The organism is Bradyrhizobium sp. CSA207, from assembly GCF_029051685.1.
Lineage (GTDB): Bacteria > Pseudomonadota > Alphaproteobacteria > Rhizobiales > Xanthobacteraceae > Bradyrhizobium.
Window position 1 is genome coordinate 13,002 of record NZ_JAACFT010000045.1, and the last position, 26,503, is coordinate 39,504.

Sequence of the window (26,503 nt, forward strand, 5' to 3'; positions counted from 1 at the left end):
CTGTTTGGGGGGGATTGGGTCAAGCGACCTTGCGCGCCAGCACTTCGGCTGACGAGGCCTCGATCATCTGGCGGTAGTAGTTGCGGCCCTCCGCGATGGGCATGAAGCGCCATTCCGGATTCGGCCGCCGCTCGCCGATCCGGCAGACCGCGAACGAGAGCTTCAGCGCCTTCGCGAACGAGGCGAACTTGTCGCCGGGATCTCGTGCCCGATCCTTCTCGATCCGGGCGTTGACGCGCTTGATGGCCTTCAGCATTCGCGCCAGCTTGCGCTCGTCGCTGGCGTAGACGTTGCGGAATTCGACATCGTGGGCGATGAACGCCGAGTCAGAGCTGTCGCTGACGAAGCCGTACATGCCGAGACCGTCCAGCGCGAGCCCGATGAGATGCTTGGGGCAGCCGTAGCCCAAGAAGGCCTCGCCATCTGACGGGCAGCCGAGCGGAGCTTCGCCGCCGGGCTCGCGGCGCACCACGCGCACCTCGACATAATCGGTGCCGTAGTTGTTCACGCACTCGATCAGCAGGCCGTAGTCGTCGTCGGGTTTGGGCATATCAAAGCCTTTCTGAGATGACGGTGAAACTGTCGCCTGAAACCCAGCGGCTCGCATAACCGTCGTTGACATCGACGTAGTAGTCGGGGTGCTTGACGCTCCAAGTGCCGGTCTCACGAAGGAGTTGGCGCCCACCGAGGTCGTGCAGAAGCGCTCGCGCAGCGCGAAGTACGTTTCGGCGCCTCCGCTGAAGGCGACTGCTTGGCTTTGCGTGCAGGCCTTGGTGTTCTTGTCGAAGTAGATCCTGTCACCGACTTTCGGCACGACCGGCGGCTCGGGAGGCTTTACATCGAACGTCAGCAAGATGACGCCTGCCAGCGCGACCATCGCGGCGCCGCCGAGCCAGCTCTTGAGTCCGCCGTTGCTCTTTGGTCCGGCTGCTACTGGTTTGCCTTCGCACCGTTGCAGGTACTGCTCCAATCGGTTGAACATGATCAGTCTCCTTTCGCCGCGCGCGGGATGCGCGCCTCGATCTCTTCGTCGGTCAGATCCTTCAGAAGCACGAGGCAGGTACCGTTGCGGTAGATCAAGGTTGACCGTTCACCCTTGAGGGTTCCCTTGTAGTCGCGGTGGGTGTGCCGCCAGACGAGCTTCAGTTTCTGTTCGCGGGTCATGTGGACTCCTCAGAACGGGATGTCGTCGTCGTCGGCCGAAGGTCGGAGCTTGATGGGCTGGAGGGGACCGATGAGATCGTCCTCCCGTTCATAGCTCTCCGGGTGCGGGACCGGCGGCCCGACGTAGTAGGGGTTGCGGACCCAGACGTCGAAGTCGTGCAGCACGTCACTCTTAGAACCGTGGCGAGGCGGGCACCCGCTGCGCCGGGCTGCACTCGCCCTTGCTGTCGCTCCAGACGAACCGGAGGGTGGCGAAGAATTGTTCGTCAGGCCGACCTATCAGCGGCAGGTTGTCCCGGCATTGACCGTTCTGGCACGCAACAGATGGCGCACCGAACATGGTGAACCCGAAGCGGTCCAGCCGGTACTCCTCCGAGATGCGGTTGAAATCGACGCGGGTGATGTTGCCGCGACCATCATCGATCTCATACACGCAAGGCGCATTGTCGGGGTCGGGCCGGGTGATCGTCGCGGTCGGTTCGCGACCAGACAGCGTGGCCTTGTTGGGTCCGTAGACGTACAACTCGCCATTCATAACCATCGCCGTCATCTTCATGATCAAGGTGGCATTCGCAATCGAGCGGTTCTGTGGGTACAGTTCGATGTCTGCCTTGGCAGTCGTCGTCGTCAGCAGCGCGAGCGCCGCAGAAGCGATCAGAAATGCTTTCATGGGTGTGTGTGTTCTCCTCTGCTGTTTCGGTTGTGTTGTGTCAGGCGACCCGCCGCTCCTTAGCGGCGGCGACAGCCTCCTCGATCATCTGACGGTAGCGGTTGCGACCCTCAGAAATGGACATCAACAGCCAGTCGGGATTCGGTTGGCGCTTGCCGATGCCCACCGCCGCAAACGCGAGCTCACAGGTGTATTGCTGCCGGTTGATCACGCTTCATTGCGCCGCTTGCCGGTGAAAAACTGTTCCGGAATGCACAGCAACCGCCGCGATAGTTATTTAGAGCGATCTTCAGGTTGAGGGGATTCCGGAAAACTACCGTTCGTAGCCCTATCCTAATCTCGGCGGAGTCCAACTTAGGACACAGCGCCGAAGCCCGACGAAGTCACCTAGGCCGCCAGAACCGGCGGGGCGTCGGCGCGCTCGGCCTAAGCGAACGAAATGATCGCACGACAGAATGGCCGCTGGGCCGACGCAGCCCCGACCTTGAAGCAGGCATTTGCTCGCTGGAGGAAATTGGTGCGGCTCGCAGTGCTGTGTCCAGAAGCCCCGGCCAAGCCTTAAGATGATTAGCAAAATATTAATCGGTGGACTCTTGACGGCCGCCGGGGTCGCCGTCGGGCCTTGCCGACGCTGGCGTAATAGGCCTCGCCTCTGGCATTTCCTTTTACGGATGCGCTCGGCGTAGAAGGATTTTCTGTCATCTCCGGAGCGCCGCCGCGCCGGAATTGGTGCCGCCCGATAAAATCGGACCGCCCCCCCGGCCCCCAAAAGGCTCCTGCAGGCCGCTGGCGGCCTCGTCCATGCGTCTGTATGGGCTTTCGGGCACCAACCCAGCGGTTAGACCTCGGGGCCGAACAGCAGAGCCCGCATTCGCTCGCGCTCGCGTTCGTTCAGCGCCGCGAACAGCTTAGCCAGCTCCTCGGCGTCGGCTTTCAGCTCAGCGACGACAGCGGCGCTCAGGATGCTCAGCGCCAGTGGTCCGGGCCTGTCGTCAGGCTCACGCACGACGTGGGCTCCTCAATGGCAGCGCTGGCAAGTCGATGATGCGCGCGGTTCGCATCTTCTTGGCCTTCTCGGCGAGCCACTTCGCCCGGTTGCGCGCCCGGATCGGTCCCATGATCTTCTCGTCAATCGGATAATCGACGGCGCGCAGGATCGGGTTATGCAAATCTGCGTCCTGCTTGGTGCCGTCGTCGTCGGTGTAGAAAAATTCCTCGGCCGGTCGAGCCACCTTCGCGATCTCGGCGCGCAGTTGCTTGCGCACTTCGGAGACCAGAGCGCCGAGAACATCACGCCAGTAGTCATCGCGGGCAGCGTTCGCACGCTCGATCCGGGAGTCTACAAATCGCGTCCAGTCCTGCGAACGCTGCATCTCGATCTCGGCAACGGTTGGCTGGTGCGGTTGCCGTAAAGGCGCGGGCGCTGGCTTCGGTTGCGACCAGCAGTCGGCGGACTGATCGCGGCGCTCGACCTTGATGTCGGCGAGGCGCTCCAGCGTCTCGCGTGCTTCGTCGAGGATTGCTCGGGCTCGATCATCCATCACTTCACCACGCTGCGTTTTCGATCCACGCCACCGCGCCCGGCGCGGCGGACCATGTCATCCGTGCGATGCAACGCAGGGCGAAGCTGTCGGTTTGAAATGTCGAGACGGTCGGCACCGCGACAACATTCGGCGAGCCTGCGGTTGAGATCATCTGGGCAGGATCGGCCATGTGCAGCACTGCCTGCTTGCTGGCATCGACGACCGGCGTGCCTTCGCCCGCGACCACGAATCCATCAGCAGCGATGGCGATGACCGTGCCGCTCGCGAGAGTTCGGGCCTCGATGATCTTGTGCTTGAAGTTCGGCCACGCCTGCATCTGCAGCGTCAGCGCCTGCTTCGGAGCGCAAATGAACGCGACGGATCTGGTATCGATCCCTGCGGATGAAATCGCCTCGATCAGCGCCGACAAGTCTTCGGAGATCGAACCGCCAGCGGCAAGCGGTGCGACGTTGTACAGCAGACCGGCGGGAGCGGCTGCGGTCGCGGGATTGGCAGAGAGCAGGACCTTAGTGCCACCATCACTCACCGAAACCCGCAGCAAGTGTGAGATTGTCACGCTGGCGACAGGTGCAGACAAGTTTTCGAGTTCGTTGGTCAATGGCGCAATCAGCGCCACTTTCTTGATCGGACCAATCGGTAATCCTTCGAAAGTGCCCATCGCGGCGGGAATTGGCATTCCCTCTTCGACGAAAACCGCTTCGGAAAAGTCGGTCGGAAGCGGAAAGCTGAACTGCGACACGCCGGTCAAATCCACCTTAACCGCGATAGCCATAATCTCGGACAGCGTACTATCCGATGCCAACAGCATGATTTTAGCGGCGGTGCCGCCGGGATAATCGCCGACCTTCAGCGGCTCGACCGCACTACGCAAAATCATTTCGGCGCGGCCATCGTCTGGCCAGCTTTCCAGCAAGATCGACTCGGCGCGGGCCCCCCGGAGGACGGACAATACGCGAGCTGTGCTGGCGCGATTGAAGGATCGAATCCACTCGCGCGCGGCTGCATCGCGGTCGGGTCGAAGTGGGATGCCCTGACGGGCTGGTGCGTTCATTGGCGGCCTCCATCGCGGCGATGATGGCACCGCGCGGACGCCGCCAGTGTCGTAGCCTTACAGATTATTGTTTTCAGTCAATTCGGGTAGCCGAACGATAAAGGGCACGGCGCAAGCCGTGCCCTTCGTTCCAGTTGAAGCCCGCTTCAGGCGGCGATGCCGTCTTCGCGACTTTTTACCAGCGCCGTGAGGCCGATCTTCTTTTCGACATGCTCTACCGTATCCTTGACGGCCTTGGCGCTGGTCGAGACCTTGCCGTCAGTCATCAGGTAAGGCTGCCAGAGTTCGCCGCCGTAGGACCAGTCGATGTTGCCGAGCTTCTTGGTCCACGCCTGTATATCGTCGCCGTGCTTGTGCACGGCGAGATAAATAGTGTGGGCGAGCGCACCCAGAATGTTCATGCCCGGCGCGGTCATCAAAATCTGACCACCACCAGAAGCACGGATTTTCGGCACCTGCGACATGTCGTCGGCAGCGAGCCGAGCCAGCTTGGCAAACAGCGGGATGTCCTGCGTGCAGGCGTCGACGAACTCGACGATATAGTCCTGAAAGCGTGCGAAGCGCGGGTCGCTGCGATCCGCCCCGTAGACCTTTTCGAACTTGTCGTTCCAAGTATCATCGGCCTCGCGGCTGTTGAGGCCAGCGTACTTCACCAACTGGCGCAGCACCGAGGTGTTCCAGACCTTCACCGATCCGGCACTAAGGCTCGATCCCTTGGCCGTCGCGTCAATCGTGTAACGGAACAGTTGGCACGACCGAGTCAGGTGGAGTGCGAGCGCGTTGACCGGCAGCCTGCCGTCGTAGACCGCGACCAACGAGTTCGGGATCGCCTTCGTGCGCGATGCATCGGCAAAATCCTGATGCACCTGATTGATGTCGTTCTCGAACGTCATCATTACCGCGATCCCATCGCGTAGCAGGCGATTACGGACAGCCGGATCGCGTAAAGCGCCGTCGATGCCCTCATGACGATGCTGCGCGTCCGTGATCTCAAGCCGTGCATGCTGCGCAAGGCAGAGGACCGCCGGCTTGATCGTGCTGTCGCCCTTCACCGTGAAGATTGTCGCGACGCCATCCTCACGCAGGTTCAACGTCGCAGGCGGCATGATGTATTTCTGGCCCAGCTTGGACGCATGGGTGAGGTACTTCGTGATGGTCTTGACGTGACCCTTGTCGATCGGGCGGTTGGTCGTGCTGGCGACGTCTTCGGGCGTGTCGCCCTCGGTCGCAATCACCACCTTCTCGCCGTCGCGCTTCTCTGAGCGCTTTCGAACGACGACGTTGTCGGCTTCTGCGACCTGCACAAAGCGCTCGAACGGCATGGCGGTCGAGAACATCAAGCGGCCGCCTTGGGAGAAAAGCGTTCCTTCAAAGTGGTGCGCCTGATTCCCGAATGCGTACTGCATTGCCGCGTTCACGGCGTCAGGAAAGCTGTCGCGCGTCTCGACGTTGACATTGGAGAGAGGAGAGTTTGTCATCTTAAAAGCCTCATGGTTCATGGGGTTAGAGCCTCAAGGGGGATGGATTTCGCGATCAGTTCCCCTTCGAGGCTCGCTTCATACTGCCATATTTCGGGGTCACTGCAAGCGATTTCGACTTCACAACCCGAAATACCTGTTTATTTCGGGCTCGGATCGTAAAATTCTGTTTAATACTTCTGGAATCATTGGGAGATTCGTGAACCCCAGCCTGTGGATAGGCTCGCCTCACAGCCTCTTGGCGGCGTCAGCGAGCAGCAGCGTGACCGCGCGGCCAACTTCTCGATCATTGCCGTCGTCGCGCTCGCTAAGCCAGTTCAGGCGAATTAGTAGATCGATCATGTGGGAATCGAGTTCGACCAAGTAAGCCCGCCGACCTTCGCGCTCACGCTGCCGATGTCGCCGCTGCTGCAGGCGGCGCCGCTCGCGCCGCCCCTGCCGCTTCTGCTCCGCGGCTGACGGCGGGCGCGATGGTGGCCGGTCGTGCATCAGACGGCTTGCTCGTGCTCAACTGCCTTGAGGATATACTCCCAGCACTCGGGGCCGATGCCGCGCGCGATTGACTCGAGGTCGGTGAGTGCCTTTCGGCGGCACCGGCAGCGAGTCGCGGGTCGTAGCGCATTGTCGCGCAAGGCTTGGACGGCCTCCCGGAAATTTTCCTCGCGGCGCTTCGCACGTGTTGCGACGCCGCGCGCGATGGCCTCTTCGCGCTGTTGACGCTCGCGCTCTTCGCGGTCGGCCTTGTACGCAGCCAGTTCCTCCGCCCTTCGATGTTGGCGCTCTGCGTACTCCCGCCGTCGTTCCAGTTCGGTGGCCCATGCTTCATCGCTGACGTCAGCGACTGCCATGCTTTCCCACCATTGCCCATATGCCGCTCGCGCCGCATCGCGCGCGGTCGTGTAGCGCGCCTCGATCTGGTCGAGCAGCGGCACCATGGCCGATAGCTCTTCGCGTGTGAGGGTGCGACCGGCGTAGATCGGGAGCGACGGGCGCTCCTTCTGCAAATGCCCCATCACATCGTTAATGTCACGGCGCTTGCTGCTCGCCTCCAGCTTGGCGTCGGAACGTGGGGCTGCGGCTCTCACCTCGCGGCCAAGATCGCGCCACGCCTGTTTGAGCGAGGCGATCACGCTCTTGGTTTCAGCGGCGCTGGCATAGTCGGCGCTCGCGGGGCGGGGCTGCGTGGACCAACAGCCATCCGGCAGTCGCGGATATTGCCGTTGATGCTCCGCCCACTCTTCGCGTGTCGGCCAGTCGGTCATGGTGTCGCCCTCCCGGACTCCATCGTGACGATGTGCGAAAAGCCCAAACCCGTCACGACGCGGTATCTCTTCAGCCATCGCTGGCAGTCCTTCAGCGCCTTGACTTGCCGGTCGGTGCCGCCAACCACGAGCAAGCATTCGATGCCGTCGAGCGGGGAAACGCGGTCGTCGAGGATCGGCAGTTCAAGCTGATCCAGCATATGATTGATGATGTCGCGCAACCCCGTCTTGGTCGCTTCAATACGCGCGTCGTCGCTGGCGTCCCACGGGATCTTGCATCGCATCCGCTCGTCCTCGCTGCGCAGATAGCCGCTCACCGTTTTAAATTTCTTCGTTGCGATTTGTCGTTCTCCCTTAAGTGTTGCCGACAGCCGGTCGGCGCGGTTGGTTCCAGTGTCGTCAGCGTCGCTCCCGCGTGCGAATAAGAAGAAAAATGGATCTCTTTTTACCTATTTCTCTGGTTTTTTTCGCGCGCGCACGAGCGACAATGACGACACTCATTTCCCTCTCCCCCGGCTCACGATGTCGAGGATCATTGCCTGCTCGCGCTGTCTGCGCTCGGCTTCCGCCTTGGCCCGCTCGGCGAATTTCTGATGCACGACCGGGTTGACGGTCCAGTGCGGCGGATCGGTCCGGCGCGGTCCGGGCGTCTTCATCACCCAGCCCAGCGCTTCCAGTTGTTCGAACACCGCCTCGGTGTCGCGCCGCTCCAGTTGGCGCATGCTGCGACAGCCGCGCTGTACATCGCGGTTGGTGAGCCGCTCAATCTTGTGCGCCAAGATGTAACCGGCGACGGCGGCGAGACGATCATGGTCGTTCGATAGCCCCAGCACGCCGCCGTAGAACGCCAGCGCGTGCGGCAGCAAGAAGCGGCGCAAGAACTTGGCGACGCGCTCCGCCGTGTTCTCGGTGACGAACTCCGGGATGTAGCCGTCGTGGGCGTGCTCGACGCAATGGAAGGTGACGCAGAGCCGCCCGAACAGCCCATTGTATTTGCCGATATGCGCCGCCAGCTTCGGATTGATGGCCTCGACACGTTCAAGGTTGTGATGCTCGACCTCAAGCTCGCGCCGTATCTCCTGCGCGCGGTTGTCGAAGCGCAGCACGCCGTCGTCGTCGTCGTTGCGGCTGCCGGAAACCGGCAGCCCCAATTTGGTCAGCCGCTCGATCAGTCGGGCATAATCCTTCGTTACGCTCAGTGCCGACACGTCCGTGCCGAGCGTTGCCGGACGCATCACAATCAGCAGTATGCGCTGCAGGAAACCGTCGTCGTAGCTCTCGCTCGCCAGCCGCCGGATCACATCGGGCTGGATTCCGCCGAGCAGGCAGACCGACAGGTTCGGGATCAGTCCGACGCCACGATTGACGCGGTTCAGGGCGTATTGTCCGCCGTTGAATGATTGCAGCCAGAACCCGCGATCCTTCGCCGCGCCACGATGGCCGCCGTACTTGTCCATCGCGCCGAAGAATCCTGACAGCTCGTCCTGAACCAGCAACAGGCCGTTCGGGCTGCCCGCGAGCGCCTCCTGCGCCGCCTCGATGGTCGTGTCCTCCAATCGCAGCCGCTTCTGAACCGGCTTCGGCTCGTGCTTGCGCTCTTCCTTGTCTAATTGCTCCCAGAGCTGCAATTCACAAAGATATCTTCTGAGCAGTTCGGCATCGAGCCGCGCCAGCGGCTTCATCGCCGCGCTGATGATCGGCGACTTCTTCGTGCTAGGCATTCCGACGAGCCCAACCCAGAGCCGCGCCGACTCGGTCCAGTCGTCTCTGTAATGTTTCATCACCAGATCGACGCGGTCGGGAATCGCCGCCGCGGATACCGCCAGCGCCGCCATCGCAACACCGCCGGGATCGACCCCCATTGCCTCGCCTTGAGCGAAGGCGTAATTCTCGATCAGCTCGGGCAGCAGGCCGCGCGAAAGCGTCGGCGGTTCGAAGTGTCCCCAGAGATCGACAGGCTCGCTGTCGAATTGGGGCGGCACATCGTCGGGCTTGTCCTGCCCCTTAGACGTCTGGCGTGCGTCGGTAGCCAACCCCTCGGCGACGATCTTCTCGACGACCTCACGACCGCCCAGCGCATCGATCAGCTCGTGCCGCTCGGCGCGCTCGATCAGTTCGGCTGCGATCACAGCGCGCGGCGCACCCTTGCGCACGAACGTCGCGCCTTCGGCCACGCAATTCCGGAAGATCTTGGGCCGCACGTCTGGCGACGCGGTCGCGATCATCTTCGACCACAGCCGGACGCCCTCGGCGAATAGTCCGAGATCGGTGTCGTCGTCGGCGAAGCTGGCGGTGTCCGTCATTGGCCACCTCCAATGCGGGCATGGATGCTGGCCAGCCGGTCGGCGACGTGGTCGAGTTTTTCGGCGGCGTCGGGCATTTGAGGCGTCCCCCTAAGCCCCGGCGCCAGGTTGGCCGGAACGGCCAACCTGATGGTTGTCGCCGCTCTTGCGCGCGCGCGGTGCCTTCCTCGTGGTCCGCTGCTCCAGTTCGGCGAGCCGCATCTCCATCAACCGGGACAGTGCAGCCCGCACAGCCTCAATCTGCTTGTCGATCTCCTGCTTGCACTGCTCGGAGATCGCCTCCCAGTCGTTGTCCGAAATGTCGGCGGTGCGGACGGCGTTCCGCAGCGCCGTGATCAGAGCAACCGCGCTGCATCCGGCGGTGTCGCCTTCGTGCGCTTCCTCGGTGATCTCCTCCGTTTCCCTGAGCGCGTCGATCTCTTCGTCAAGCTCGGCGATCCGCGCGGCCTGCTGCTCGATAACGCGCTGCTGCTCTGAGCGCGACATGGGGTCGGTGAACGGTATGCGCTTGGGCTTCGGCTCTTTCGGCTCTTGCGGTTGCGCGTGGCCCCAAATCTTCCGGCTAATCGCGAGCGCGGTGGTGTTGTCCAAATCGGAAGCTAGCTGCCGATTTGACGCGGCCTTCATCAGCATCCGCGCGGTGCGTTCGCCGAAGCCCAGAACCTCGGCGTTCGCTTGCAGCCACTGGCTCCAGTGGCCATGCGCAAAGGTTTTCTTCTTGGCGATGAGCTTCTCGCCGCACGCGATGGCCTGACGCACGGCGTCAACCATCGATCCGCGTGCGCGTGCGTACAGCTCTCCGATCTCGGTGGCGTCGGGGTCGGTGTTGCCCCGTTTGACAATATCGGTGGTCATTGGCTCGGCTCCTCGTGTGAGGGCCGGGCTTGCGACGTGTTGCGCGCTGGTCCATATGAAGGCTCTTCGAGTGCCCTGCAATTGGCCGGTGCGCTGTGCTCGCAGCGCCCGGCTATTGCGGAGTGGACTGGGCCTCCGCTGCGCTCGTGGCCTCGGACGATTGCTGACGTCGGCGGCGGCGCGACTCCTCGTAGGCCTCCAACTCGTCCACGTAGTGATATTCAGTGCCGAGAATGTCGATTCCGTCCGGAAAGCCGGGCTCCTTGCGCATCCGGTAGCGGGTCATTCTCGACGCGGTGCGGTAGCGATCCCTCAACCGCACGAGTTCGCGCTGTGACATGGTGTTCGCCCTCCAATCGGAAAAATGGCGAACTCCATATGATACGGGTCGGTACGCGTTGTCGTACCGGGTCGTTCGACCGGCGAATGAACCGGGACAGAAAAATCAATTACTTAAGCACGCTGACTTTGCGCTCCGCCCAAATTTCTTCCACCCAGCTCTCTTTGTGGTCAAGCTCCTGCGCGACCAGCAGGCAAGCCGACATTGGGCCAGATTCCTCGCCACGATGTTCAGGGTTGCGATATTCCGAAAAACCGTAGTCTTGGCTCACGATCTTCACCATCAGCGCAATGGTCAAATGCTTGAGTCCCATATCCTTCGGGCTCAATCCGCTTTTCGCTGGCGGCGGTCCATCGATGAAATATTCCCAGACGAATTCGTGAAAGGACTGGGGAACATTGGTGCGGGCAGCGCTGGCACCGCGTGCATGCTTGCGGAGAATCTCCAACGCATCCTTGTCGCCCTCGCGGGCAAGCGCGACCAACGTATCGATCTCCGCAACTTCCATACGGACCCGATAAAATTTCCGGCTGATTTCCTTTGAGAACAGTTGTGGCGCGTTGCGCACCATCCGGCGCACAGCCTCGCGGGCAAGCGCTTCTCGATCATCTTTGGTCGGCCCCTTTGGCATGGGCCAAGTTTAGCAAAGTTAGCATGGCGTTAGCTTGGCTACAGCCACCGTTGCCGTAGGCAGCTGAAATTGCTAGGAAAAACAAAGGTTGACAAGTTTAGCGAAGCGTAACCCACCACTGTTTGCATCCGCGGAAGCTGAAGTGGTGGATTACGCTTCGCTAATCCACCCTACAAAAGAACTCGCTCACTCCGCCAATTGAAACCGCTCGAAGCGATCGAGCTCGTCCTCGATCTTCTGCTTGAGCTCCTTGCGCTCCGCCGTCTTCTTCCCCTGCCCGACCCAGCTCCATTTCTGCATCAGCAGCTTCTTGTCCTGCCGATCGGTCTTGAGGTCGAGCGCGGCGACGATCTCGTCGCCGACCAGCACCGGCAGCGCGAAATAGCCGAGCTTGCGTTTCGCTTTGGGTACATAGGCTTCGAACAAATGGTTGTAGCCGAAGATCAAATTGGTGCGCTTGCGCTGGATGATGAGGGGATCGAACGGCGAGAGAATGTGGACGAGATCCGGCGGCACCTCGCCCGGCTCCAGCGCCGACGGCTCGGCCCAATGCTCCTGCTTGCCGGCCCCGTCGATCGCAACCGGCACGAGCTCGCCGCGGCGGACGCGCGAGGCGATCAGGCCGGCGACAGCCTTCTTGCTCGGCGCGTCGAGATGGCAGACCGAATCGAGGCTGACCACGCCCTGCGACCGCAGCGCGCGGTCGAGCAGATAGGCGGTGATCTCCTTCGCTGATGCCGGCTTCGGCAGTTTGTCCCAGCCGAAATGCCGGATCATCAGCTCATAGGTCTTGAGCATGCCCTGTCGCTCGCTGACGGTCACGGCGCCGGTATAGAAGGCGAGCTGCAGCGCCCGCTTCGACGGCTTGCGGCTCTGCCACAGATGCTCCTTCTCGGTGAGCACGTCGTCCTCGATGTCGCGAATCGTCAGGGGACCGGCGCGCACCAGCCGCATCACTTTGTGCATATCGGCCGGCGTGACCGAGGCAAACCATTTGTGCCCCTCGCGGCGGTGCTCGCGCATCGCCGGCAGGAAGAAGCGGAAGTCGCTGGCCGGCACATAGGACAGGGCATGGGTCCAGTACTCGAAAACGCTTCTGTCGACGCTCTGGGCATGACGAAGATCGGCGCGGCGATAGGACGGGATGCGGCTGAACAGGATGTGGTGGTGGCAGCGTTCGATCACGTTGATGGTGTCGATCTGCACATAGCCGAGATGGGCGACCACGTCTGCGACCGCTTGCGCGCCCGCCCCGAACGGCGCACGCACGTCCAGCCGCTGGGCATGCAGCCAGATCTGCCGGGCCTGTGTCGTCGAGAGCGGAAGTGGTTTGGGCGCGCGTGACATTGCGCAGACGAATTTAGCGAGATTCGCGCAACTGCAAAGCAGAAGCGGGCAAAGAAAGGCCGCGCTGCCAGCTGCTGACAGCGCGGCCTGCAAAGCGACGAATCTAACTATTTCATCGCGCTCATCTTCTGCGCCTTCATGTAGTGCTTGCAGGCGCCGCTCATGTTGCCTTTGCTCATTTCGGTGTTGGCGGCAGCTACTTCCTTTGCCATCGCCTGTTTGGCGGGCGAATCGACCGTCCCGATCGCGGTCATCGACTTGCCGATAGTCTCGCCTGTACACGGTTGCATCTTTGCCGCAGAAGCCGGCGAAACCGCGAATGCAGCAAGCGCAACAGCCGAAAGCAACGTCTTCATCGAATGCCTCCTCCATAGGACCAACCGGCATCATGCCGGCCAACGCGAAAGCCATTCTTTAGCGACAAGCTTTCAGGGAGAAGACATTTTTGTTGCTGCGCCGCAACGATAACCGTCCCCTAGTGTGCGGCTTTTGGGCGCTCCCCGACGCTACCGGTCGCGACATCCGGCTCGCACGAGGCCTTGCCCCGCCCCTCCGACTGGCAGCGGTAGACGTTGCCGGTCAGGCGGTCGACCAGCCACATATTCTCGTCGGCCGGACCTTCGAACCCCACATAGCGGCTGGTCAGGCCTGTGATCAACGTCGACAACAGGATCGCCACCGCGATCATCGCCGCGCCGATATAGATGGGCATGGAGCTTACGAACACGGTCCGATCCGGCGGGCCATTGCGATAGAACTGATAGTCACTTGGCCTCGGCACTGGACGGAACTCGGCTCCCTTTAGCTTGTGGAGGATAGATTCAGCTAGGCGCGCATCTGGCCGAAAACTTGTTCGCAGACAGGCCGCCGCGCGACGGCTTTGCGACGATCAATGTGCAGCGGTAGGCCAGGGCGGGGCCGAGGTACACTTGGCGGGTCTCGTGCCCGGCGTTGGGATCGGGCCGGAATCTGCTCGTTTCCACCGTGACCAAGATCACATCAAGGCTTTTGAACCTTCCCTATGCTCGCAGCATCAAATCGCCATCAGGCGTAACAGCGAGGATACGACAATGACCCGTTTTGATAGATTTTTTGGACTGAAGGCGATTACCCTCTCGGCAGTTCTGACGATGTCGGCGGGCCTGGCACTGGCCGGCGACAACGTCTCCACCAACCAGATCCTGGACGCCTTGAAGCCGAAGCCCGTGACCCGAGGCCTCTCCGCTGGTCCGCAGGCCGATCCGGCGGTGCAGGCCAAGGAATCGACCTTCCTGAACACCGTCCGCAACCGCTCCACCCGGTCGCTGTCGACGGGCGAGCGCGAGCAGATCGCCGAGCTCGCAGCGACCAAGCCGAAGATCGATCTGGAGATCCAGTTCGACTACAACTCGGCCGACATCGCCAAGACCTCGGTGCCTTCCGTGCAGGCGCTTGGCAAGGCGCTGTCCGATCCATCGCTGAAGGGCTCGACCTTCGTGGTCGCCGGCCACACCGATGCGATAGGCACCGAAGAGTACAACCAGGGACTCTCCGAGCGGCGCGCCGATACCATCAAGAAATACCTGGTGCGGAACTACGGCCTCGCCGGCACCGACCTCGTCACCGTCGGCTACGGCAAGACCAAGCTGAAGGACACCGTCAACGGCGCCGACCCGATCAACCGCCGCGTCCAGGTCGTGAACATGGACACCAAGACCGCGTCCAAGTGATTTGACGTAACCGGCGAACGAACCCCGCCGCCTGCCATGATCGTGGCAGGCGGCGATTTCATATCCAGCTCTGAAACAGCATCAGCCGGTTGAAGGTCTGCATCGACGTGCCGATGAAAGCCGCCGAGATCGGCAGCATCACCGCAAAGCCGAGGGCGGCGACGCCGACATAGGCCCACAGCAACCAGCGCGGAAGCCCCTCTCTTCGCAGCACATAGACGAGCGCAAGCGATGCGGCCGTGGCGGCCGGCAGGTAGTAATAGATGAAGCCGAGCGTGCGCGGCAGCAGCGCCCAGGCGAGCCAAGGCCCGAAATAGAACGACGCGATCAGGAATGCATCCCAGCGGCGCACGACGACGAAGTCGCGCAACACGACGGCGATCGCGAGCAGTGCCGGCCACAGCACCAGGGGGTTGCCGAGGAAGACGATCGCGGCAATGCGATCTTCCGCCGCCTTGTCGAACAGGAACCATACCGGGCGCGCCAGGAGGGGCCAGGACGGCCACGAGCTCATATAGGTGTGGCCGGCGATCGCGGTGGTGGTGTTGTCGGCAAAAATCCGGCGCTGCGCCTCGATCAGGTCCGACAGCGACAGTCCATAAAGCGGAACGAAAGCGGCGATATATGTCACCGCCGGCAGGACGGCGAAACACAGCGCGACATGCTGCACCTGAAAGCCGGGCCAGAGGTCGGGGCGATACCAGTCGCCCGGCTTCGCGTCGGCGAACAGCGTGCGCCAGCCCCGCATCAGGCGGACCACCGCGACGATGACGATGCAGACGCCGAGCGGAAACAGACCGCTCCATTTGCAGGCCGCAGCGAGGCCGAACAGGGCGCCCGCGAGCGCGAACAACGCATGCGGGCGCTCTCTTCGAAAACCGTGCATGAAGGCGGCGGTGGCGAGCAGACCGAAGCCGAGCGCAAAGATGTCCAGCATCGCGATGCGCGCCTGCACGTACAGCATCTGATTGCTAGCCGCGATCAGCGCCGCGGCGATTGCTGGCGCTTGCTCGGCAAATAGCGCGAGGCCGCAGAGGTAGATCGCGACGATCGCGAGCGCGCCGAACAGCGTCGCCGGATAGCGCCAGCCGAGAGCGTTGTCGCCGAATGCCGCGATCGATGCCGCGATCAGCTCCTTCGCCAGCGGCGGATGCATCGGATTGAGCACCGGCTGCGACGCCGCGGATCCAAGCATCTGCCGCGCCGCAGGCACGTAATGCACCTCGTCGAAGACGAATTTTTCCGGCGCGGCGAGACCGATCAGAAGCGCGAGATGCGCAACCAGGAAAATCACGACAGCGATCACTGCGCTCCGCGACATTTTTGGAACCGCAGGCAAATCGAGCTGCTGCTGTGGAGTGATCTTGCGTGGCAAATTAGCGTCACCGCGGACAAAAATAATCGCGTCCCCTCATTGAACGCATTCCACCGCGACTGTCACTAAGCATAACGCACGTCCCGCTCAGCTTGTGATAATTTGGCCACATCGCAAGCGCGCGCGATCCGGTACGATCAGGGACACATCGATCGGTTGCGAAATGAATTTTCGTTTGTTGTTTTTCTCCACTTTGTTGTCGGCTGCCTTTTGCGCCGCGCCTTGCGCGCAGGCGCAGACGCGCGTCGGCGAGGCCGTTGTGATCCAGAACGAAGTGGTGCGCGTGGCCGCAACCGCGACGCCGATCAGCGTCGGCGACAGCATGCTGCGCGACGAGACCGTGCGCACCGGCGCCGACAGCGCAGCGCGCTTTGTCATGGCCGACAGCACCAATCTGTCGCTCGGGCCGAGCGCAACGCTGAAGCTCGATCGCACCGTCTTCAACGACGAGCATAGCTATCGCGACGTCGCGATCCGCATGACCACCGGCGCATTCCGTTTCGTCACCGGACATTCGGAGAAGACCGCCTACAAGATCACCACGCCGCTCGCGACCATCGGCGTGCGCGGCACCACGCTCGACATCCTCTCGCAACGCGGCCGCTCTATTGTGGTGCTACAGGACGGCGCGGCCAGCGTCTGCGCGCTGAGCTTCCAATGCGTGCAACTGACCCAGCCCGGCGACACCGCAATCATCACCTCGACCGGCGGCAAGGTCGGCATCGCCAAAAGCAACACGCCGCCCTGGACCTTTGCCGCGACCTGCGCCGCAAGCGCCGGGCTGTGCTCGATCAATCAATATGCGGACGCCTCGCCGGCCATCACGCCCGCCGTCCATGACGACGGCATGCTGTGCGGGCGCTGATAATGGCGCAACTCCGCTTCAAGCGCCTTTTCCTCGCCGGTGCGGTGACCCTGGCTGCCGCGCTCGCGTTTGCCGTGCTCGATGTCCGTCCCGCCACAGCCCAAGCTTGCGTGTCCGAATGCGGGCCGTCGCCGACGCCGACATACTCACCGTCGCCGACGCCTTCCCCAAGTCCCTATCCAAGCCCCTATCCAAGTCCCTCTCCAACTCCGTCGCCGAGCCCGTCGCCAACCGGCGCAAATTCCAGCGGCAATTCGCTCGGCGGCCTCGCAAACCAGCGCTTCAACCAGATGATCACCAACCGAGTGCTCGGCACGGTGCTGCTCGGCGTCAACGAGCAGGTCAATTGCAGCGATTGCCTCAGCGCCTTCGGCTCGGCCGGCTCATTTTCGGCCGGTATCCACGGCCGCAAGGAGATTACCCCCAACCTGTCGCTGCTCGCCGGCATCGCTTACACGCAATACAGCGAGGGTGGCTACAACGTCACCAGCGCGCCGATCGGCGCCTTCGCGCTGCGCTATGACTTCACGGACTGGGGCTCGTCGCGCCCGTTCTTCGACGTCGGCACGATTCTGACGCCGTGGGAGAAGGTACGCTACACCCGCAGCTACAATACCAGCCTCGGCCCCGTGAGCGTGACGAGCTCGACCAATGCCGCGAATTACGCCGTGTATGGCCGCGCCGGCTGGATGAGCCGCGTGTCGCCCCGGGACGAGGTCGCTGCGTCGATCGAGGTCTGGCAGCTCTGGCAGCGCGTGTCGGGCTATGCGGACAGTGCGGTGCCGTTCAATCCGTTCGATGCCACGATTGCGACCGGCACCGACCGCACCAGCCTGGTCAAGATCGGCGGCCAGTGGACGCATCTGTACGGCAGCAACGTCGAGGCCAACGTCAATGGCGGCTGGGTGCAGGCGTTCGCCAGCCGCAGCGGCATTGTCGCCAGCGTTACCGGCGACGGCACGGTGGTGCCGACAATGGGCAACCAGGGCTGGTTCGAGTATGGCGGCCGGCTCGGCTTCCGCGTGTCCAAGGGCTGGATCGTGGACATCTTTGCGAACGGCACACTCGGCCCGCAGCCCGTCGGCAACACCATCCACGGCGGCGTCGGGCTGCGCATCAATTACTAGGCCCCGCCACCTCCGCTGTCATGCCCCGCGAAGGCGGGGCATCCAGTACGCCGCGGCTCTTCGGTATCATCGCGCTGTCTCGGAGTACTGGATCGCCCGGTCAAGCCGGGCGATGACAGTGAGTATATGGCGAGCGCACCTCGCCCATCACGCCGCCGACTTGCCCTCGAAGGCGCGGCGCAGAATTTCGACGTCAAGCTTGACCATCTTCATCATGGCCTGCATCGCGCGCGCGGCCGCGGCTTTGTCCGGGCTTGTTAGAAATTCGAACATCACCTTCGGCACCACCTGCCAGGACACGCCATAGCGGTCCCTGAGCCAGCCGCACTGCTCTTCCTGGCCGCCATGGACGAGGAAGGCGTTCCAGACGCTGTCGACCTGGGCCTGATCGTCGCAATGGATCATCAGCGACAGCGCGTGGGTGTATTCCATCTTCATCCCGCCGTTCAGAGCGACGAGGGGCTGACCTGCCACCGTGAACTCGACCACGAGCACGGAGCCTTCCTTGCCGGATGGATTGTCCGAAACGTTGCGCTGGACATGCGTGATCTCCGAATTTGGCACCAGCGAGACGTAGAACTTGGCGGCTTCTTCGGCATCGCCGTTGAACCACATGCAGGGCACGACCTTGGACATGGAAAACTCCTCTTTAGTGGGGTCCAGTCCGAGGACGAGCAGGCCTGCCACAATCCGACAGGCCCGACGAATTATTTTTTACTTCTTCTCGTTCGGATCCCGGTGAACGGGATCGATCCACAGCACCGTCTCGGGCTTCTCGATCGGCTCGATGTCGAGGTTGACCGCGACCGCCTCGCCATCGCTGCGCACCAGCACGCATTCCAGCACCTCGTCGCGGCTGGCGTTGATCTCCTGGTGCGGCACGTAGGGCGGCACGAAAATGAAATCGCCGGGGCCGGCCTCCGCGGTGAATTGCAGACTCTCGCCCCATCGCATCCGGGCCTTGCCCTTCACCACGTAAATGACGCTTTCCAGATGGCCGTGATGATGCGCGCCGGTCTTGGCGTCGGGCTTGATGCTCACCGTGCCCGCCCACAATTTCTGCGCGCCGACGCGCGCGAAATTGATCGCGGCCGCGCGATCCATGCCGGGCGTGGACGGCACGTTCGTATCGAGCTGATTGCCGGGAATGACGCGCACGCCGTCATGTTTCCAGCGATCGACATGATCGTGGTCATGGTGGGGATGCGAATGATCATGGCCGGTCATTGGACTGCTTTCTGTTGTTCCGTGCTTTCGCAAACTAGCTCAAAGCCGCGCTGGCAAGCCATGACAAAATCGGAACCCTCCTAGAAGCGAAAAGACCGGCCGCAAGGCCGGTCTTTTTGTTTGCGGTTGTTCACTTCACCGCGAGCAATTCCACGTCGAACATCAGCGTCGCGTTCGGCGGGATCACGCCGCCGGCGCCGCGGGCGCCATAGCCGAGTTGCGGCGGGATGATCAGCGTGCGCTTGCCGCCGACCTTCATCGAGCCGACCCCCTCATCCCAGCCGGCGATGACGCGACCCTTGCCGATCGGAAACTCGAACGGCTCGTTGCGATCGACGGACGAGTCGAATTTCTTGCCCTTCTGGCCGTTCTCGTAGAGCCAGCCGGTGTAATGCATCACGCAGATCTGGCCGGGCTTTGGCGAGGCACCGGTGCCGGCGACGCTGTCGATGATCTGCAAGCCTGAAGCTGTGGTCATGGGCTTTCCTGCGGTCTGGGCCGTGGCCGTGGTGGAAACGAAATGCGACACGCCGCCGATCACGGTGATCGCCAGTGCCGACATCAGGACGAGAAGCACGCGCTGGAGACGCTGCATAAGACACCTTCCGTTTGAGGCGGAAGGTGTCTAGCCCAACGCGGATGCGGTTTCCACCCCTCAGACCTCGATATTTTCCAGCCGCACCGGCAGCTTGCGGATACGCTGACCGGTGGCGTGATAGATCGCGTTGCAGACCGCCGCATTGGTGCCGACATTGGCGAGCTCGCCGAGCCCCTTCGCGCCTGCGGGGTTGATGTGATCATCCTGCTCGGAGAGCAGGATCACCTCGACGCCGGGGACGTCGGCATTTACCGGTACAAGATAATCGGCAAAGTTGTCGTTGACGTAGCGCGCTGTGCGTTCGTCGATTTCGGTGGCCTCCAGCAGCGCCGAGGACATGCCCCAGATCAGCCCGCCCATGAGCTGGCTCCGGGCCGTGCGCGGATTCATGATCCGGCCAGCCGCGAAAGCGCCAACCAGACGCGGGGCGCGGATTTCGTGCGTGAAGCGGTTCACCCTGACCTCGACGAACTCCGCGCCGAACGCGTAGGCGATTTTGTCTTTCAGACTGTGGCCGCCGACCAGCCGGACATGGCCACTATGCATGGCCTGGAACGAATCCAGCGGCGCGTCTTCCGGCTTCCACTCGCCATATTCCTCGACAACGCCGGCGCCAAGCGCATCAAAGGCCTTCTCAAGATCGAGCGAACGATCGCTCTTCGCCGCCCGCGTGGCCGGTGTCTGACCGATGCCGACGGTCTCCTTGGCCCTGTCGGTCAGGCTTTGGTTCGGCATCATCGCCTTGAACAGACGCTGGCGGATCTGGTCGCACACCATCATAACCGCCGAGCAGGTGCTGGCGGTCGAGTTGGAACCGCCTGCGACTGGCGCCGGCGGCAGCTCGCTGTCGCCGACAAAGACCGCGACCTTCTCCAGTGGCACGCCCAATCGTTCTGCTGCGGTCTGTGCGATGATGGTGTAAGCGCCGGTGCCGATCTCGTGCCCGGCGATCTCGACGCGGGTGCGGCCGTCGCGCTGCAGGCGCACGCGCGCTGCCGACGGTCCCATCTGCGTCGGATAGCAAGTCGCGGCACAGCCGTAGCCGATCAGCCAATCGCCGTCCGCCATCGACTTCGGCTCCGGCGAGCGCTGCGACCAGCCGAACGCCTTGGCGGCTTCGTCGAAACACGCCATCAGCGACCGCGACGTGTAGGGCTTGCCGCCGATCGGCTCGTTGGTGGTGTCGTTGATGCGGCGAAGCTCGACTGGATCCATCTTCAGCTTGACCGCAAGCTCGTCCATTGCGCTTTCCAGCGCAAACAGATACGGCACTTCCGGGGGCGAACGCATGAATCCCGGCGTGTTGCGGTCGGCGCGCACGATCGACACCAGGCTGTCGACATTCGGGCAGGCATAGAGCCGCGTCGTGGTCTTGGTGCCGCCAACGCAATAGGCATCGGGGCGCGAAGAGACCTCGGCACCCTCGTGCCTGAGCGCGACAAGCTTGCCGTCGCGGCTGGCGCCGAGCTTGATCTCGTGCCGCGTCTCGGCGCGATAAGTTGCGATGGTAAAGCCCTGGTCGCGGGTCGGGACCAGCTTGATCGGCCGGTTCAGGCGTCTGGCGATGGCGGCGATAATGGCGGTGCGCGGCGTCATCGAGCCGCGTGAGCCGAAGCCGCCGCCGACATATGGATTGACCACGCGGACCTTGTCGGCATCGATCCCAAGCTGCTCGGCGACGCCGTTCTTCAGGCCATAGACGTACTGGCTTGGTTCGTAGATGACGAGGTTGTCGCCGATCCAGGCGCAGCTCGTTGAAAACAGCTCCATCGGATTGTGGTGCTGCGTCGGCGTATCATAGGAAGCGGTCAGCTTGACCTCGGCATCTTCGAATGCTTTGGCGAAGTTGCCGACCTGCGGATCTTCCTTGAATTGCGAATTCTGCCCTTTCGCAGCGGCCGTCGTCGTTCCCGGGGAATCGAAGGTCGCGCTGGGCACAACGGCCGTGTAGCTGACCGTGACGCGGTTGGCGGCCTCACGTGCCGCCTCATAGGTCTCGGCGATGACCACGGCGATGATCTGGCCATCATGCGCGATCTCGGCCGATTTCAGCGGCTGGATCGTGGTCCCGGCATAGCCGCCATTGCTGTAGAGCTTCAACTCCTTCAGCTTCGGTCCTTTTTCATGCGTGACGATGTCGATCACGCCGCGGACGCGGTTGGCGTCGGCGAGATCGAAGCTCTCCACGCGCCCCTTGGCGATGGCGCTGGTGACCAGAAATGCATAGGCCGGACTGGCCAGCGGCATGTCGGACGCGTAGGTCGCCCGCCCCGTGACCTTTACAACCGCATCATAGCGCGGCGCGGGGTTGCCCATATTCGCTTTCGGCTCGGGAGCGGCAACGGTCATGATCAAACCTCCATCGTCGAAGCCTGTTGGAGCGCACGCGCCACGAGGCGCTTTCCGAGCGATATTTTGAAGCTGTTGTGCTGCCGGCCCTTGGCATCTGCAAAAGCGGCATCCGCGGCGCGCCGCGCCAGGCCGTCATCGAACTTCTGGCCCTTCAGCAGCGACTCCGCTTCGCGCGCGCGCCAGGGCACGGTGGCGACGCCGCCAAGCGCCACACGCGCGTCTCGGATCATGCCGTCCTGCACGTCCAGCGCGATCGCAGCCGACGAGAGCGCAAACTCATAGGATTGCCGATCGCGTGCCTTCAGATAGACCGAGCGCGGCCAGCGCCTGGGGATGGAGAAGGCCGAGATCAACTCCCCCGGCTGAAGCGTGGTCTCGATGTCCGGCGTGTTGCCGGGCGCCTTGTGCAGCTGCGCAAACGGCATGCTGCGGGTGCCGGACTTGCCGGTGATTTCCACCGTGGCATCCAGCGCAATCAGCGCCTGGGCGAAATCGCCCGGATAGGTCGCAATACATTGATCGGACGTGCCGAGCACTGCGTGCATCCGGTTGACGCCGTCCATCGCGGCACAGCCGGAGCCGGGAATGCGCTTGTTGCAGTTGTCATAGGAGGTGTCGCGGAAATAGCTGCAGCGCGTCCGCTGCATCACGTTGCCGCCAAGCGTTGCCATGTTGCGCAACTGGGCACTGGCGGCAAGCCGCAACGAATTCGCGATAACCGGATAGTGGCGCTGAATGTCAGCATGCGCGGCAACATCGGACATTTTTGCGAGTGCACCGAGCCGCAACTTTTCGCCACCAGTCTCGATACCGGACCAACCGCGCGCCAATGGATTGATATCGACGATCGCGGCGGGCCGCATCACGTCCAGCTTCATCAGGTCGATGAGCGTGGTGCCGCCGGCGAGTGGCTGTGCGGCAGCCTGCGTCAGCGGATTGTTGGCCGCGGCGGCTGCGCTGAGCGCCTGCACGGCCATGCCCGGGTCTGTCGCCCTCTGATACAGGAAGGATCGCATGACCTAGCCTTTCATGATGTCGGGTGCGGCCTGCTTCACGGCGGCGACGATGTTGGGGTAGGCGGCACAGCGGCAGATGTTGCCGCTCATATATTCGCGGATGTCTTCGTCGCTTCCGGCATGTCCCTCTTTCACGCAGGCCACCGCCGACATGATCTGGCCCGGCGTGCAGTAGCCGCACTGGAACGCATCGTTGTCGATGAAGGCCTGTTGCATTGGATGCAGGCGATCGCCGGTGGCGAGACCTTCGATGGTGGTGATCTCCTGGCCTTCGGCCGCGAGCGCGAGCGTCAGGCAGGAGACCACGCGCCGGTCACCAATCAACACCGTGCAGGCGCCGCACTGGCCGTGGTCGCAACCTTTCTTGCTGCCGGTGAGGCCCATATGCTCGCGGAGCGCATCCAGCACGGTCGTCCGCGCGTCGATGCGAAGGCGCTTGTCCTGACCATTCACCCGCAGCGTGACTTCGACGGGAAGCGCTGGATCCTGCGCGGCCGCCTGAGTTGGGTCCTGCACAGCCGCACGCGCGGTCAGCGGAACGAGTGCGATGCCGGCGCCGGCCATGAAGGCACGCCGATCGAAACCGGATGACCTGGAACTTGATTTGTCTGACATGGACGGCCTCCGCCGCTTCTTGAGAAAGCAGCACACGCCTGCACCGCTCATCGCCCCATAACTTGGGGCAATGAGCGCAGTTCCGAACGAGAAAGCGCGACGCAGCAGATGCCGCGTCGCGCTCTGTCAAATTTTCCTGATCCTGTGCGGGGAACCTGTCTCGCGCAAAACAATCAGTAGCCGAGCGCGCAGCCGTCCTTGCGTGGATCGGAACCGCCCGTCAACGTACCCTTGTCCCAGTCGATCCAGATCGCCTGAGCACCGCCGAGCGGGCCGACCACGCTGGTGGTCTTGTGGCCGAGCTTCTTCAGGCCGTCGACGATATCAGCCGGAACGCTGTCCTCGAGCTGATACTGGCCCTCGTAGTGCAGGCCGCGCGGCATGTCGATTGCTTCCTGCACGTCGCAACCATAATCGAGGATGTTGGTCACGACATGGGCCTGACCGACCGGCTGATACTGTCCGCCCATCACGGCGAACGGCATCACGGAACGGCCGCCCTTGGTGAGCAGACTCGGCATGATCGTGTGCAGCGGACGCTTGCCGCCAGCGATGCAATTCGGGTGACCCGGCTGGATGCGGAAGCCGCCGGCGCGGTTCTGGAGCAGCACGCCGGTCTTATTCGAAAGGATCGCCGAGCCGAAGGAATGCGCGATCGAATTGATGAACGAGCAGACGTTGCGGTCCTTGTCCACGACGGTGATGTAAATGGTCGAGGGATTCATCGGCGGCGCAACGTTCGGCAGATCCAGCATGCCGTCCATTCGGATCTTGGCGATATGCTCTTCGGCAAATTCCTTGGCGAGGATCTTGGCGACTTCGAACTGCATATGGTCGGGATCGGCCACGTGCAGCTCGCGATTCATGTAGGCAACGCGCGCGGCCTCGGCTTCAAGATGGAAGCGCTCGACACTGAGGGGCGCGTATTTCGTCAGGTCGAAGCGCGACAGGATGTTGAGCATCAGCAGCATAGTGAGCCCCGGTCCGTTCGGCGGGCACTGCCAGACGTCGTAACCCTTGTACATGGTGCCGATCGGCGTCGTCACCTCGGTGGTGTGCGCGGCGAAATCGTCGAGCGTGTGCAGGCCGCCGATTCCGCGCAGGGTCTCGACGATGTCTTCCGCAATCGCGCCCTTGTAGAAGGCGTCGCGGCCATCCTTGGCGATCGCCCGCAGCGTCTTGCCGAGCTCCGGCTGGCGGATGGTGTCGCCGGCCACCGGCGGCTTGCCTTGCGGCAGGAGATAACGCTCGGTGTTGGTGCCGTTCTTCAGCTTCTCGAACTGGTTCTTCCAGTCGAAGGCGATGCGAGGCGCGACGACATAGCCTTCCTCGGCCGCCTTGATCGCGGACTGGAGCAGCCGGTCGAAGCCGAACTTTCCGTGATCACGCAGCACGGTGGCGAAGGCGTCGATCACGCCGGGGATCGAGACTGCGTGTGCCGAGGTCAGCGGCACGGACTTGATCTTGCGTTCGAGATACCAGTCCGCGTTCGCCGCCTTGGGCGCGCGGCCGGAGCCGTTATAGGCGACGATCTTGCCTTCGCCGCGCGGCTGGATCAGCGCAAAGCAATCGCCGCCAATGCCGGTCGACTGCGGCTCGATCACGCCGAGCAGGGCCGAGCCGGCGACCGCCGCGTCCACCGCCGTGCCACCCTCGCGCAGCACCTCGATCGCGGCGAGGCTCGCCTGCGGATGCGAGGTCGCGACCATCGCATTGGTGGCGTGGACCGTGGACCTGCCGGGGAAATGGAAGTTTCTCATGCGAATTCTTGCTTTCTTGAGACGTCGGGGCGCGTGTGTCGCGCCGCCTCGGAAAAACCGGGGTCTTCATGACACATTCCGGACCGCCCGGGCAATGCTGGCATACCAGGGAAATGGCTGCCATCCGCTGGGCGTATAGACCTTTGGCGGCTTTGGGCCATGCGGGTTTTCTGGGCGCCTGCCGCCTGCTAAACGAGCCGCCATGACTTTAAAGAACCTGGTTCACAAGGTCGCCGCCTTCTATCAATTCGCCGCCCTGCCCGACTACCGCGAGCTGCGCGAGCCGCTGCGCGCGTTCTGCGCGGGCCTGGCGCTGAAGGGCAGCCTGCTGCTGGCCCGCGAGGGCATCAACGGCACGATCGCAGGTGCACCGGATGCGATCGACGCCTTCGCCCACGAGCTCGCGCACGGCGACATGTTCGGCGGCAGGCTGGACAATCTGGAATTGAAATTCTCGACCGCCGAGACGATGCCGTTCGGCCGGCTCAAGGTGCGGCTGAAGAAGGAGATCGTTACGCTCGGGGACGAGGCCGCCGATCCGACGCAGCGGGTCGGCATCTATGTCGATGCCGCCGAATGGAACGCGCTGATCGAGGCACCCGATACGCTGCTGCTCGACACCCGCAACGCCTTCGAGGTGGCTATGGGAACGTTCGAGGGCGCGGTCGATCCCGGCCTCAGGAGCTTTGGCCAGTTCAAGGACTTTGCGGCACAACAGCTCGTTCCGGAAAAGCACCGCAGGATCGCAATGTTCTGCACCGGCGGCATTCGCTGCGAGAAGGCGAGCGCGCATCTGCTGGCGCGCGGCTTTGCCGAGGTCTATCACCTCAAGGGCGGCATTCTCAAATATCTGGAACAGGTGCCGGAGACGCAAAGCCGCTGGCGCGGCGAATGCTTCGTGTTCGACGAACGCGTCGCGCTCGGCCATGGTTTGCGAGAAACTGGCTTGCGAGAACATGGGCTGCGCGAACGGGACAAGGACGCGACACGTGACGAATGAGATCAAGACGCTCAGTGAGCGCATCGACACGCTGGAGGCGCGGCTGGCCTATCAGGACGACACCATCGAAACCCTGAACCAGACCATCACCGCGCAATGGAAACAGATCGATGCGCTGACGCGACAACTCGTGCAACTCGGTGAACGGCTTCAGGAGGCCGAGGCCAATGCGCCCGGCGCCGCCAACGAGCGCCCGCCGCATTATTGAAGCAAA

General features: G+C 62.8%; 32 protein-coding genes. 5 read left to right on the forward strand and 27 right to left on the reverse strand.

Going from position 1 to position 26,503, the window contains the following annotated elements:
* Positions 1-19 precede the first annotated feature (19 nt).
* From GWG65_RS35180 to GWG65_RS35270, 19 genes are all read right to left on the reverse strand, one after another.
* Positions 20-982, reverse strand: coding sequence for a hypothetical protein (locus tag GWG65_RS35180; protein ID WP_275200010.1), 963 nt, complete (start codon positions 980-982; stop codon positions 20-22).
* Positions 983-984: 2 nt separating this feature from the next.
* Complete coding sequence (locus GWG65_RS35185) at positions 985-1,164, reverse strand: hypothetical protein (protein ID WP_275200011.1); 180 nt, start codon at positions 1,162-1,164, stop codon at positions 985-987.
* Between the two features lie 9 nt (positions 1,165-1,173).
* A complete protein-coding gene (locus GWG65_RS35190) occupies positions 1,174-1,329 on the reverse strand; it encodes a hypothetical protein (protein WP_275200012.1) in 156 nt (51 codons plus the stop codon).
* Between the two features lie 7 nt (positions 1,330-1,336).
* Positions 1,337-1,834, reverse strand: a complete 498-nt coding sequence (locus GWG65_RS35195) for a hypothetical protein (RefSeq protein WP_275200013.1) — start codon at positions 1,832-1,834, stop codon at positions 1,337-1,339.
* Between the two features lie 40 nt (positions 1,835-1,874).
* The gene (locus GWG65_RS35200) at positions 1,875-2,045 is read right to left on the reverse strand and encodes a hypothetical protein (protein WP_275200014.1); all 171 of its coding nucleotides are present in this window, start codon (positions 2,043-2,045) and stop codon (positions 1,875-1,877) included.
* 627 nt (positions 2,046-2,672) lie between these two features.
* Positions 2,673-2,840: a hypothetical protein gene (locus GWG65_RS35205; RefSeq protein WP_275200015.1), complete on the reverse strand. Its 168-nt coding sequence runs from the start codon at positions 2,838-2,840 to the stop codon at positions 2,673-2,675.
* The gene (locus GWG65_RS35210) at positions 2,833-3,375 is read right to left on the reverse strand and encodes a hypothetical protein (protein WP_275200016.1); all 543 of its coding nucleotides are present in this window, start codon (positions 3,373-3,375) and stop codon (positions 2,833-2,835) included. Before GWG65_RS35210 ends, GWG65_RS35205 begins: the two co-directional genes overlap by 8 nt.
* A gap of 4 nt (positions 3,376-3,379) precedes the next feature.
* Positions 3,380-4,429 (reverse strand): hypothetical protein, encoded by a 1,050-nt coding sequence (locus GWG65_RS35215; RefSeq protein ID WP_275200017.1) that lies wholly within the window; start codon positions 4,427-4,429, stop codon positions 3,380-3,382.
* 146 nt (positions 4,430-4,575) lie between these two features.
* A complete protein-coding gene (locus GWG65_RS35220; RefSeq protein WP_275200018.1) occupies positions 4,576-5,907 on the reverse strand; it encodes a DNA sulfur modification protein DndB in 1,332 nt (443 codons plus the stop codon).
* A gap of 228 nt (positions 5,908-6,135) precedes the next feature.
* Entirely contained in the window at positions 6,136-6,270 is a 135-nt protein-coding gene (locus GWG65_RS35225; protein WP_275200019.1) for a hypothetical protein, read from the reverse strand.
* 125 nt (positions 6,271-6,395) lie between these two features.
* A complete protein-coding gene (locus GWG65_RS35230) occupies positions 6,396-7,169 on the reverse strand; it encodes a DUF6011 domain-containing protein (protein ID WP_275200020.1) in 774 nt (257 codons plus the stop codon).
* Entirely contained in the window at positions 7,166-7,486 is a 321-nt protein-coding gene (locus GWG65_RS35235) for a hypothetical protein (protein ID WP_275200025.1), read from the reverse strand. Before GWG65_RS35235 ends, GWG65_RS35230 begins: the two co-directional genes overlap by 4 nt.
* A gap of 180 nt (positions 7,487-7,666) precedes the next feature.
* Positions 7,667-9,343: a DUF3987 domain-containing protein gene (locus GWG65_RS35240; protein ID WP_275200029.1), complete on the reverse strand. Its 1,677-nt coding sequence runs from the start codon at positions 9,341-9,343 to the stop codon at positions 7,667-7,669.
* Between the two features lie 219 nt (positions 9,344-9,562).
* Positions 9,563-10,327 carry a hypothetical protein gene (locus GWG65_RS35245; protein ID WP_275200030.1) on the reverse strand — a complete coding sequence of 255 codons (765 nt, stop codon included), beginning with the start codon at positions 10,325-10,327 and terminating at the stop codon, positions 9,563-9,565.
* Positions 10,328-10,439: 112 nt separating this feature from the next.
* Positions 10,440-10,667, reverse strand: coding sequence for a hypothetical protein (locus GWG65_RS35250; RefSeq protein ID WP_275200031.1), 228 nt, complete (start codon positions 10,665-10,667; stop codon positions 10,440-10,442).
* Positions 10,668-10,776: 109 nt separating this feature from the next.
* Entirely contained in the window at positions 10,777-11,298 is a 522-nt protein-coding gene (locus GWG65_RS35255; RefSeq protein WP_275200032.1) for a hypothetical protein, read from the reverse strand.
* Between the two features lie 186 nt (positions 11,299-11,484).
* Complete coding sequence (locus GWG65_RS35260; RefSeq protein WP_275200033.1) at positions 11,485-12,645, reverse strand: crosslink repair DNA glycosylase YcaQ family protein; 1,161 nt, start codon at positions 12,643-12,645, stop codon at positions 11,485-11,487.
* A gap of 107 nt (positions 12,646-12,752) precedes the next feature.
* On the reverse strand, positions 12,753-13,001 hold the full coding sequence (locus GWG65_RS35265) for a hypothetical protein (protein WP_275200034.1): 249 nt from the start codon (positions 12,999-13,001) through the stop codon (positions 12,753-12,755).
* 119 nt (positions 13,002-13,120) lie between these two features.
* Entirely contained in the window at positions 13,121-13,357 is a 237-nt protein-coding gene (locus tag GWG65_RS35270; RefSeq protein ID WP_275200035.1) for a hypothetical protein, read from the reverse strand.
* A 358-nt stretch (positions 13,358-13,715) separates the two neighbouring features.
* Between GWG65_RS35270 and GWG65_RS35275 the strand changes: the two genes are divergently transcribed.
* On the forward strand, positions 13,716-14,354 hold the full coding sequence (locus GWG65_RS35275) for an OmpA family protein (protein ID WP_275200036.1): 639 nt from the start codon (positions 13,716-13,718) through the stop codon (positions 14,352-14,354).
* 58 nt (positions 14,355-14,412) lie between these two features.
* Here GWG65_RS35275 and GWG65_RS35280 read toward each other — a convergent pair whose 3' ends face one another.
* The gene (locus GWG65_RS35280; RefSeq protein WP_275200037.1) at positions 14,413-15,675 is read right to left on the reverse strand and encodes a phospholipid carrier-dependent glycosyltransferase; all 1,263 of its coding nucleotides are present in this window, start codon (positions 15,673-15,675) and stop codon (positions 14,413-14,415) included.
* Positions 15,676-15,823: 148 nt separating this feature from the next.
* Here GWG65_RS35280 and GWG65_RS35285 point away from each other — a divergent pair, with 148 nt between their 5' ends.
* Together GWG65_RS35285 and GWG65_RS35290 are read left to right on the forward strand one after the other, a co-directional pair.
* Entirely contained in the window at positions 15,824-16,594 is a 771-nt protein-coding gene (locus tag GWG65_RS35285; RefSeq protein WP_342760701.1) for a FecR family protein, read from the forward strand.
* Between the two features lie 2 nt (positions 16,595-16,596).
* Positions 16,597-17,721 (forward strand): hypothetical protein, encoded by a 1,125-nt coding sequence (locus tag GWG65_RS35290; protein ID WP_275200039.1) that lies wholly within the window; start codon positions 16,597-16,599, stop codon positions 17,719-17,721.
* Positions 17,722-17,868: 147 nt separating this feature from the next.
* Here the strand turns inward: GWG65_RS35290 and GWG65_RS35295 are convergent, their stop codons facing one another.
* The 7 genes from GWG65_RS35295 to ggt all read right to left on the reverse strand — a co-directional run bounded on the left by GWG65_RS35295 (position 17,869) and on the right by ggt (position 25,289).
* Positions 17,869-18,357 (reverse strand): VOC family protein, encoded by a 489-nt coding sequence (locus GWG65_RS35295; RefSeq protein ID WP_275200040.1) that lies wholly within the window; start codon positions 18,355-18,357, stop codon positions 17,869-17,871.
* A gap of 78 nt (positions 18,358-18,435) precedes the next feature.
* Positions 18,436-18,948, reverse strand: a complete 513-nt coding sequence (locus GWG65_RS35300; RefSeq protein ID WP_275200041.1) for a cupin domain-containing protein — start codon at positions 18,946-18,948, stop codon at positions 18,436-18,438.
* A gap of 130 nt (positions 18,949-19,078) precedes the next feature.
* A complete protein-coding gene (locus GWG65_RS35305) occupies positions 19,079-19,543 on the reverse strand; it encodes an FKBP-type peptidyl-prolyl cis-trans isomerase (RefSeq protein WP_148743807.1) in 465 nt (154 codons plus the stop codon).
* A gap of 60 nt (positions 19,544-19,603) precedes the next feature.
* Positions 19,604-21,895: a xanthine dehydrogenase family protein molybdopterin-binding subunit gene (locus GWG65_RS35310; RefSeq protein WP_275200042.1), complete on the reverse strand. Its 2,292-nt coding sequence runs from the start codon at positions 21,893-21,895 to the stop codon at positions 19,604-19,606.
* 2 nt (positions 21,896-21,897) lie between these two features.
* A complete protein-coding gene (locus GWG65_RS35315; protein WP_275200043.1) occupies positions 21,898-22,914 on the reverse strand; it encodes a xanthine dehydrogenase family protein subunit M in 1,017 nt (338 codons plus the stop codon).
* Positions 22,915-22,917: 3 nt separating this feature from the next.
* On the reverse strand, positions 22,918-23,529 hold the full coding sequence (locus GWG65_RS35320) for a (2Fe-2S)-binding protein (RefSeq protein ID WP_275200044.1): 612 nt from the start codon (positions 23,527-23,529) through the stop codon (positions 22,918-22,920).
* A gap of 173 nt (positions 23,530-23,702) precedes the next feature.
* The gene (gene ggt / locus GWG65_RS35325; protein ID WP_275200046.1) at positions 23,703-25,289 is read right to left on the reverse strand and encodes a gamma-glutamyltransferase; all 1,587 of its coding nucleotides are present in this window, start codon (positions 25,287-25,289) and stop codon (positions 23,703-23,705) included.
* Between the two features lie 202 nt (positions 25,290-25,491).
* Here ggt and GWG65_RS35330 point away from each other — a divergent pair, with 202 nt between their 5' ends.
* Both GWG65_RS35330 and GWG65_RS35335 read left to right on the forward strand, forming a co-directional pair.
* Positions 25,492-26,289: a rhodanese-related sulfurtransferase gene (locus GWG65_RS35330; RefSeq protein WP_275200047.1), complete on the forward strand. Its 798-nt coding sequence runs from the start codon at positions 25,492-25,494 to the stop codon at positions 26,287-26,289.
* Positions 26,279-26,497, forward strand: coding sequence for a SlyX family protein (locus GWG65_RS35335; RefSeq protein ID WP_247985396.1), 219 nt, complete (start codon positions 26,279-26,281; stop codon positions 26,495-26,497). Before GWG65_RS35330 ends, GWG65_RS35335 begins: the two co-directional genes overlap by 11 nt.
* Positions 26,498-26,503 lie beyond the last annotated feature (6 nt).

Excerpts from the sequence above, each read along its gene's own strand:
- GWG65_RS35180 (WP_275200010.1), bottom strand. The coding sequence starts at position 982 with ATGTTCAACCGATTGGAGCAGTACCTGCAACGGTGCGAAGGCAAACCA.
- GWG65_RS35185 (WP_275200011.1), bottom strand. The coding sequence starts at position 1,164 with ATGACCCGCGAACAGAAACTGAAGCTCGTCTGGCGGCACACCCACCGC.
- GWG65_RS35195 (WP_275200013.1), bottom strand. The coding sequence starts at position 1,834 with ATGAAAGCATTTCTGATCGCTTCTGCGGCGCTCGCGCTGCTGACGACG.
- GWG65_RS35210 (WP_275200016.1), bottom strand. The coding sequence starts at position 3,375 with ATGGATGATCGAGCCCGAGCAATCCTCGACGAAGCACGCGAGACGCTG.
- GWG65_RS35215 (WP_275200017.1), bottom strand. The coding sequence starts at position 4,429 with ATGAACGCACCAGCCCGTCAGGGCATCCCACTTCGACCCGACCGCGAT.
- GWG65_RS35220 (WP_275200018.1), bottom strand. The coding sequence starts at position 5,907 with ATGACAAACTCTCCTCTCTCCAATGTCAACGTCGAGACGCGCGACAGC.
- GWG65_RS35230 (WP_275200020.1), bottom strand. The coding sequence starts at position 7,169 with ATGACCGACTGGCCGACACGCGAAGAGTGGGCGGAGCATCAACGGCAA.
- GWG65_RS35245 (WP_275200030.1), bottom strand. The coding sequence starts at position 10,327 with ATGACCACCGATATTGTCAAACGGGGCAACACCGACCCCGACGCCACC.
- GWG65_RS35250 (WP_275200031.1), bottom strand. The coding sequence starts at position 10,667 with ATGTCACAGCGCGAACTCGTGCGGTTGAGGGATCGCTACCGCACCGCG.
- GWG65_RS35255 (WP_275200032.1), bottom strand. The coding sequence starts at position 11,298 with ATGCCAAAGGGGCCGACCAAAGATGATCGAGAAGCGCTTGCCCGCGAG.
- GWG65_RS35260 (WP_275200033.1), bottom strand. The coding sequence starts at position 12,645 with ATGTCACGCGCGCCCAAACCACTTCCGCTCTCGACGACACAGGCCCGG.
- GWG65_RS35265 (WP_275200034.1), bottom strand. The coding sequence starts at position 13,001 with ATGAAGACGTTGCTTTCGGCTGTTGCGCTTGCTGCATTCGCGGTTTCG.
- GWG65_RS35270 (WP_275200035.1), bottom strand. The coding sequence starts at position 13,357 with ATGCCCATCTATATCGGCGCGGCGATGATCGCGGTGGCGATCCTGTTG.
- GWG65_RS35275 (WP_275200036.1), top strand. The coding sequence starts at position 13,716 with ATGACCCGTTTTGATAGATTTTTTGGACTGAAGGCGATTACCCTCTCG.
- GWG65_RS35280 (WP_275200037.1), bottom strand. The coding sequence starts at position 15,675 with ATGTCGCGGAGCGCAGTGATCGCTGTCGTGATTTTCCTGGTTGCGCAT.
- GWG65_RS35290 (WP_275200039.1), top strand. The coding sequence starts at position 16,597 with ATGGCGCAACTCCGCTTCAAGCGCCTTTTCCTCGCCGGTGCGGTGACC.
- GWG65_RS35295 (WP_275200040.1), bottom strand. The coding sequence starts at position 18,357 with ATGTCCAAGGTCGTGCCCTGCATGTGGTTCAACGGCGATGCCGAAGAA.
- GWG65_RS35300 (WP_275200041.1), bottom strand. The coding sequence starts at position 18,948 with ATGACCGGCCATGATCATTCGCATCCCCACCATGACCACGATCATGTC.
- GWG65_RS35305 (WP_148743807.1), bottom strand. The coding sequence starts at position 19,543 with ATGCAGCGTCTCCAGCGCGTGCTTCTCGTCCTGATGTCGGCACTGGCG.
- GWG65_RS35310 (WP_275200042.1), bottom strand. The coding sequence starts at position 21,895 with ATGACCGTTGCCGCTCCCGAGCCGAAAGCGAATATGGGCAACCCCGCG.
- GWG65_RS35315 (WP_275200043.1), bottom strand. The coding sequence starts at position 22,914 with ATGCGATCCTTCCTGTATCAGAGGGCGACAGACCCGGGCATGGCCGTG.
- GWG65_RS35320 (WP_275200044.1), bottom strand. The coding sequence starts at position 23,529 with ATGTCAGACAAATCAAGTTCCAGGTCATCCGGTTTCGATCGGCGTGCC.
- ggt (WP_275200046.1), bottom strand. The coding sequence starts at position 25,289 with ATGAGAAACTTCCATTTCCCCGGCAGGTCCACGGTCCACGCCACCAAT.
- GWG65_RS35330 (WP_275200047.1), top strand. The coding sequence starts at position 25,492 with ATGACTTTAAAGAACCTGGTTCACAAGGTCGCCGCCTTCTATCAATTC.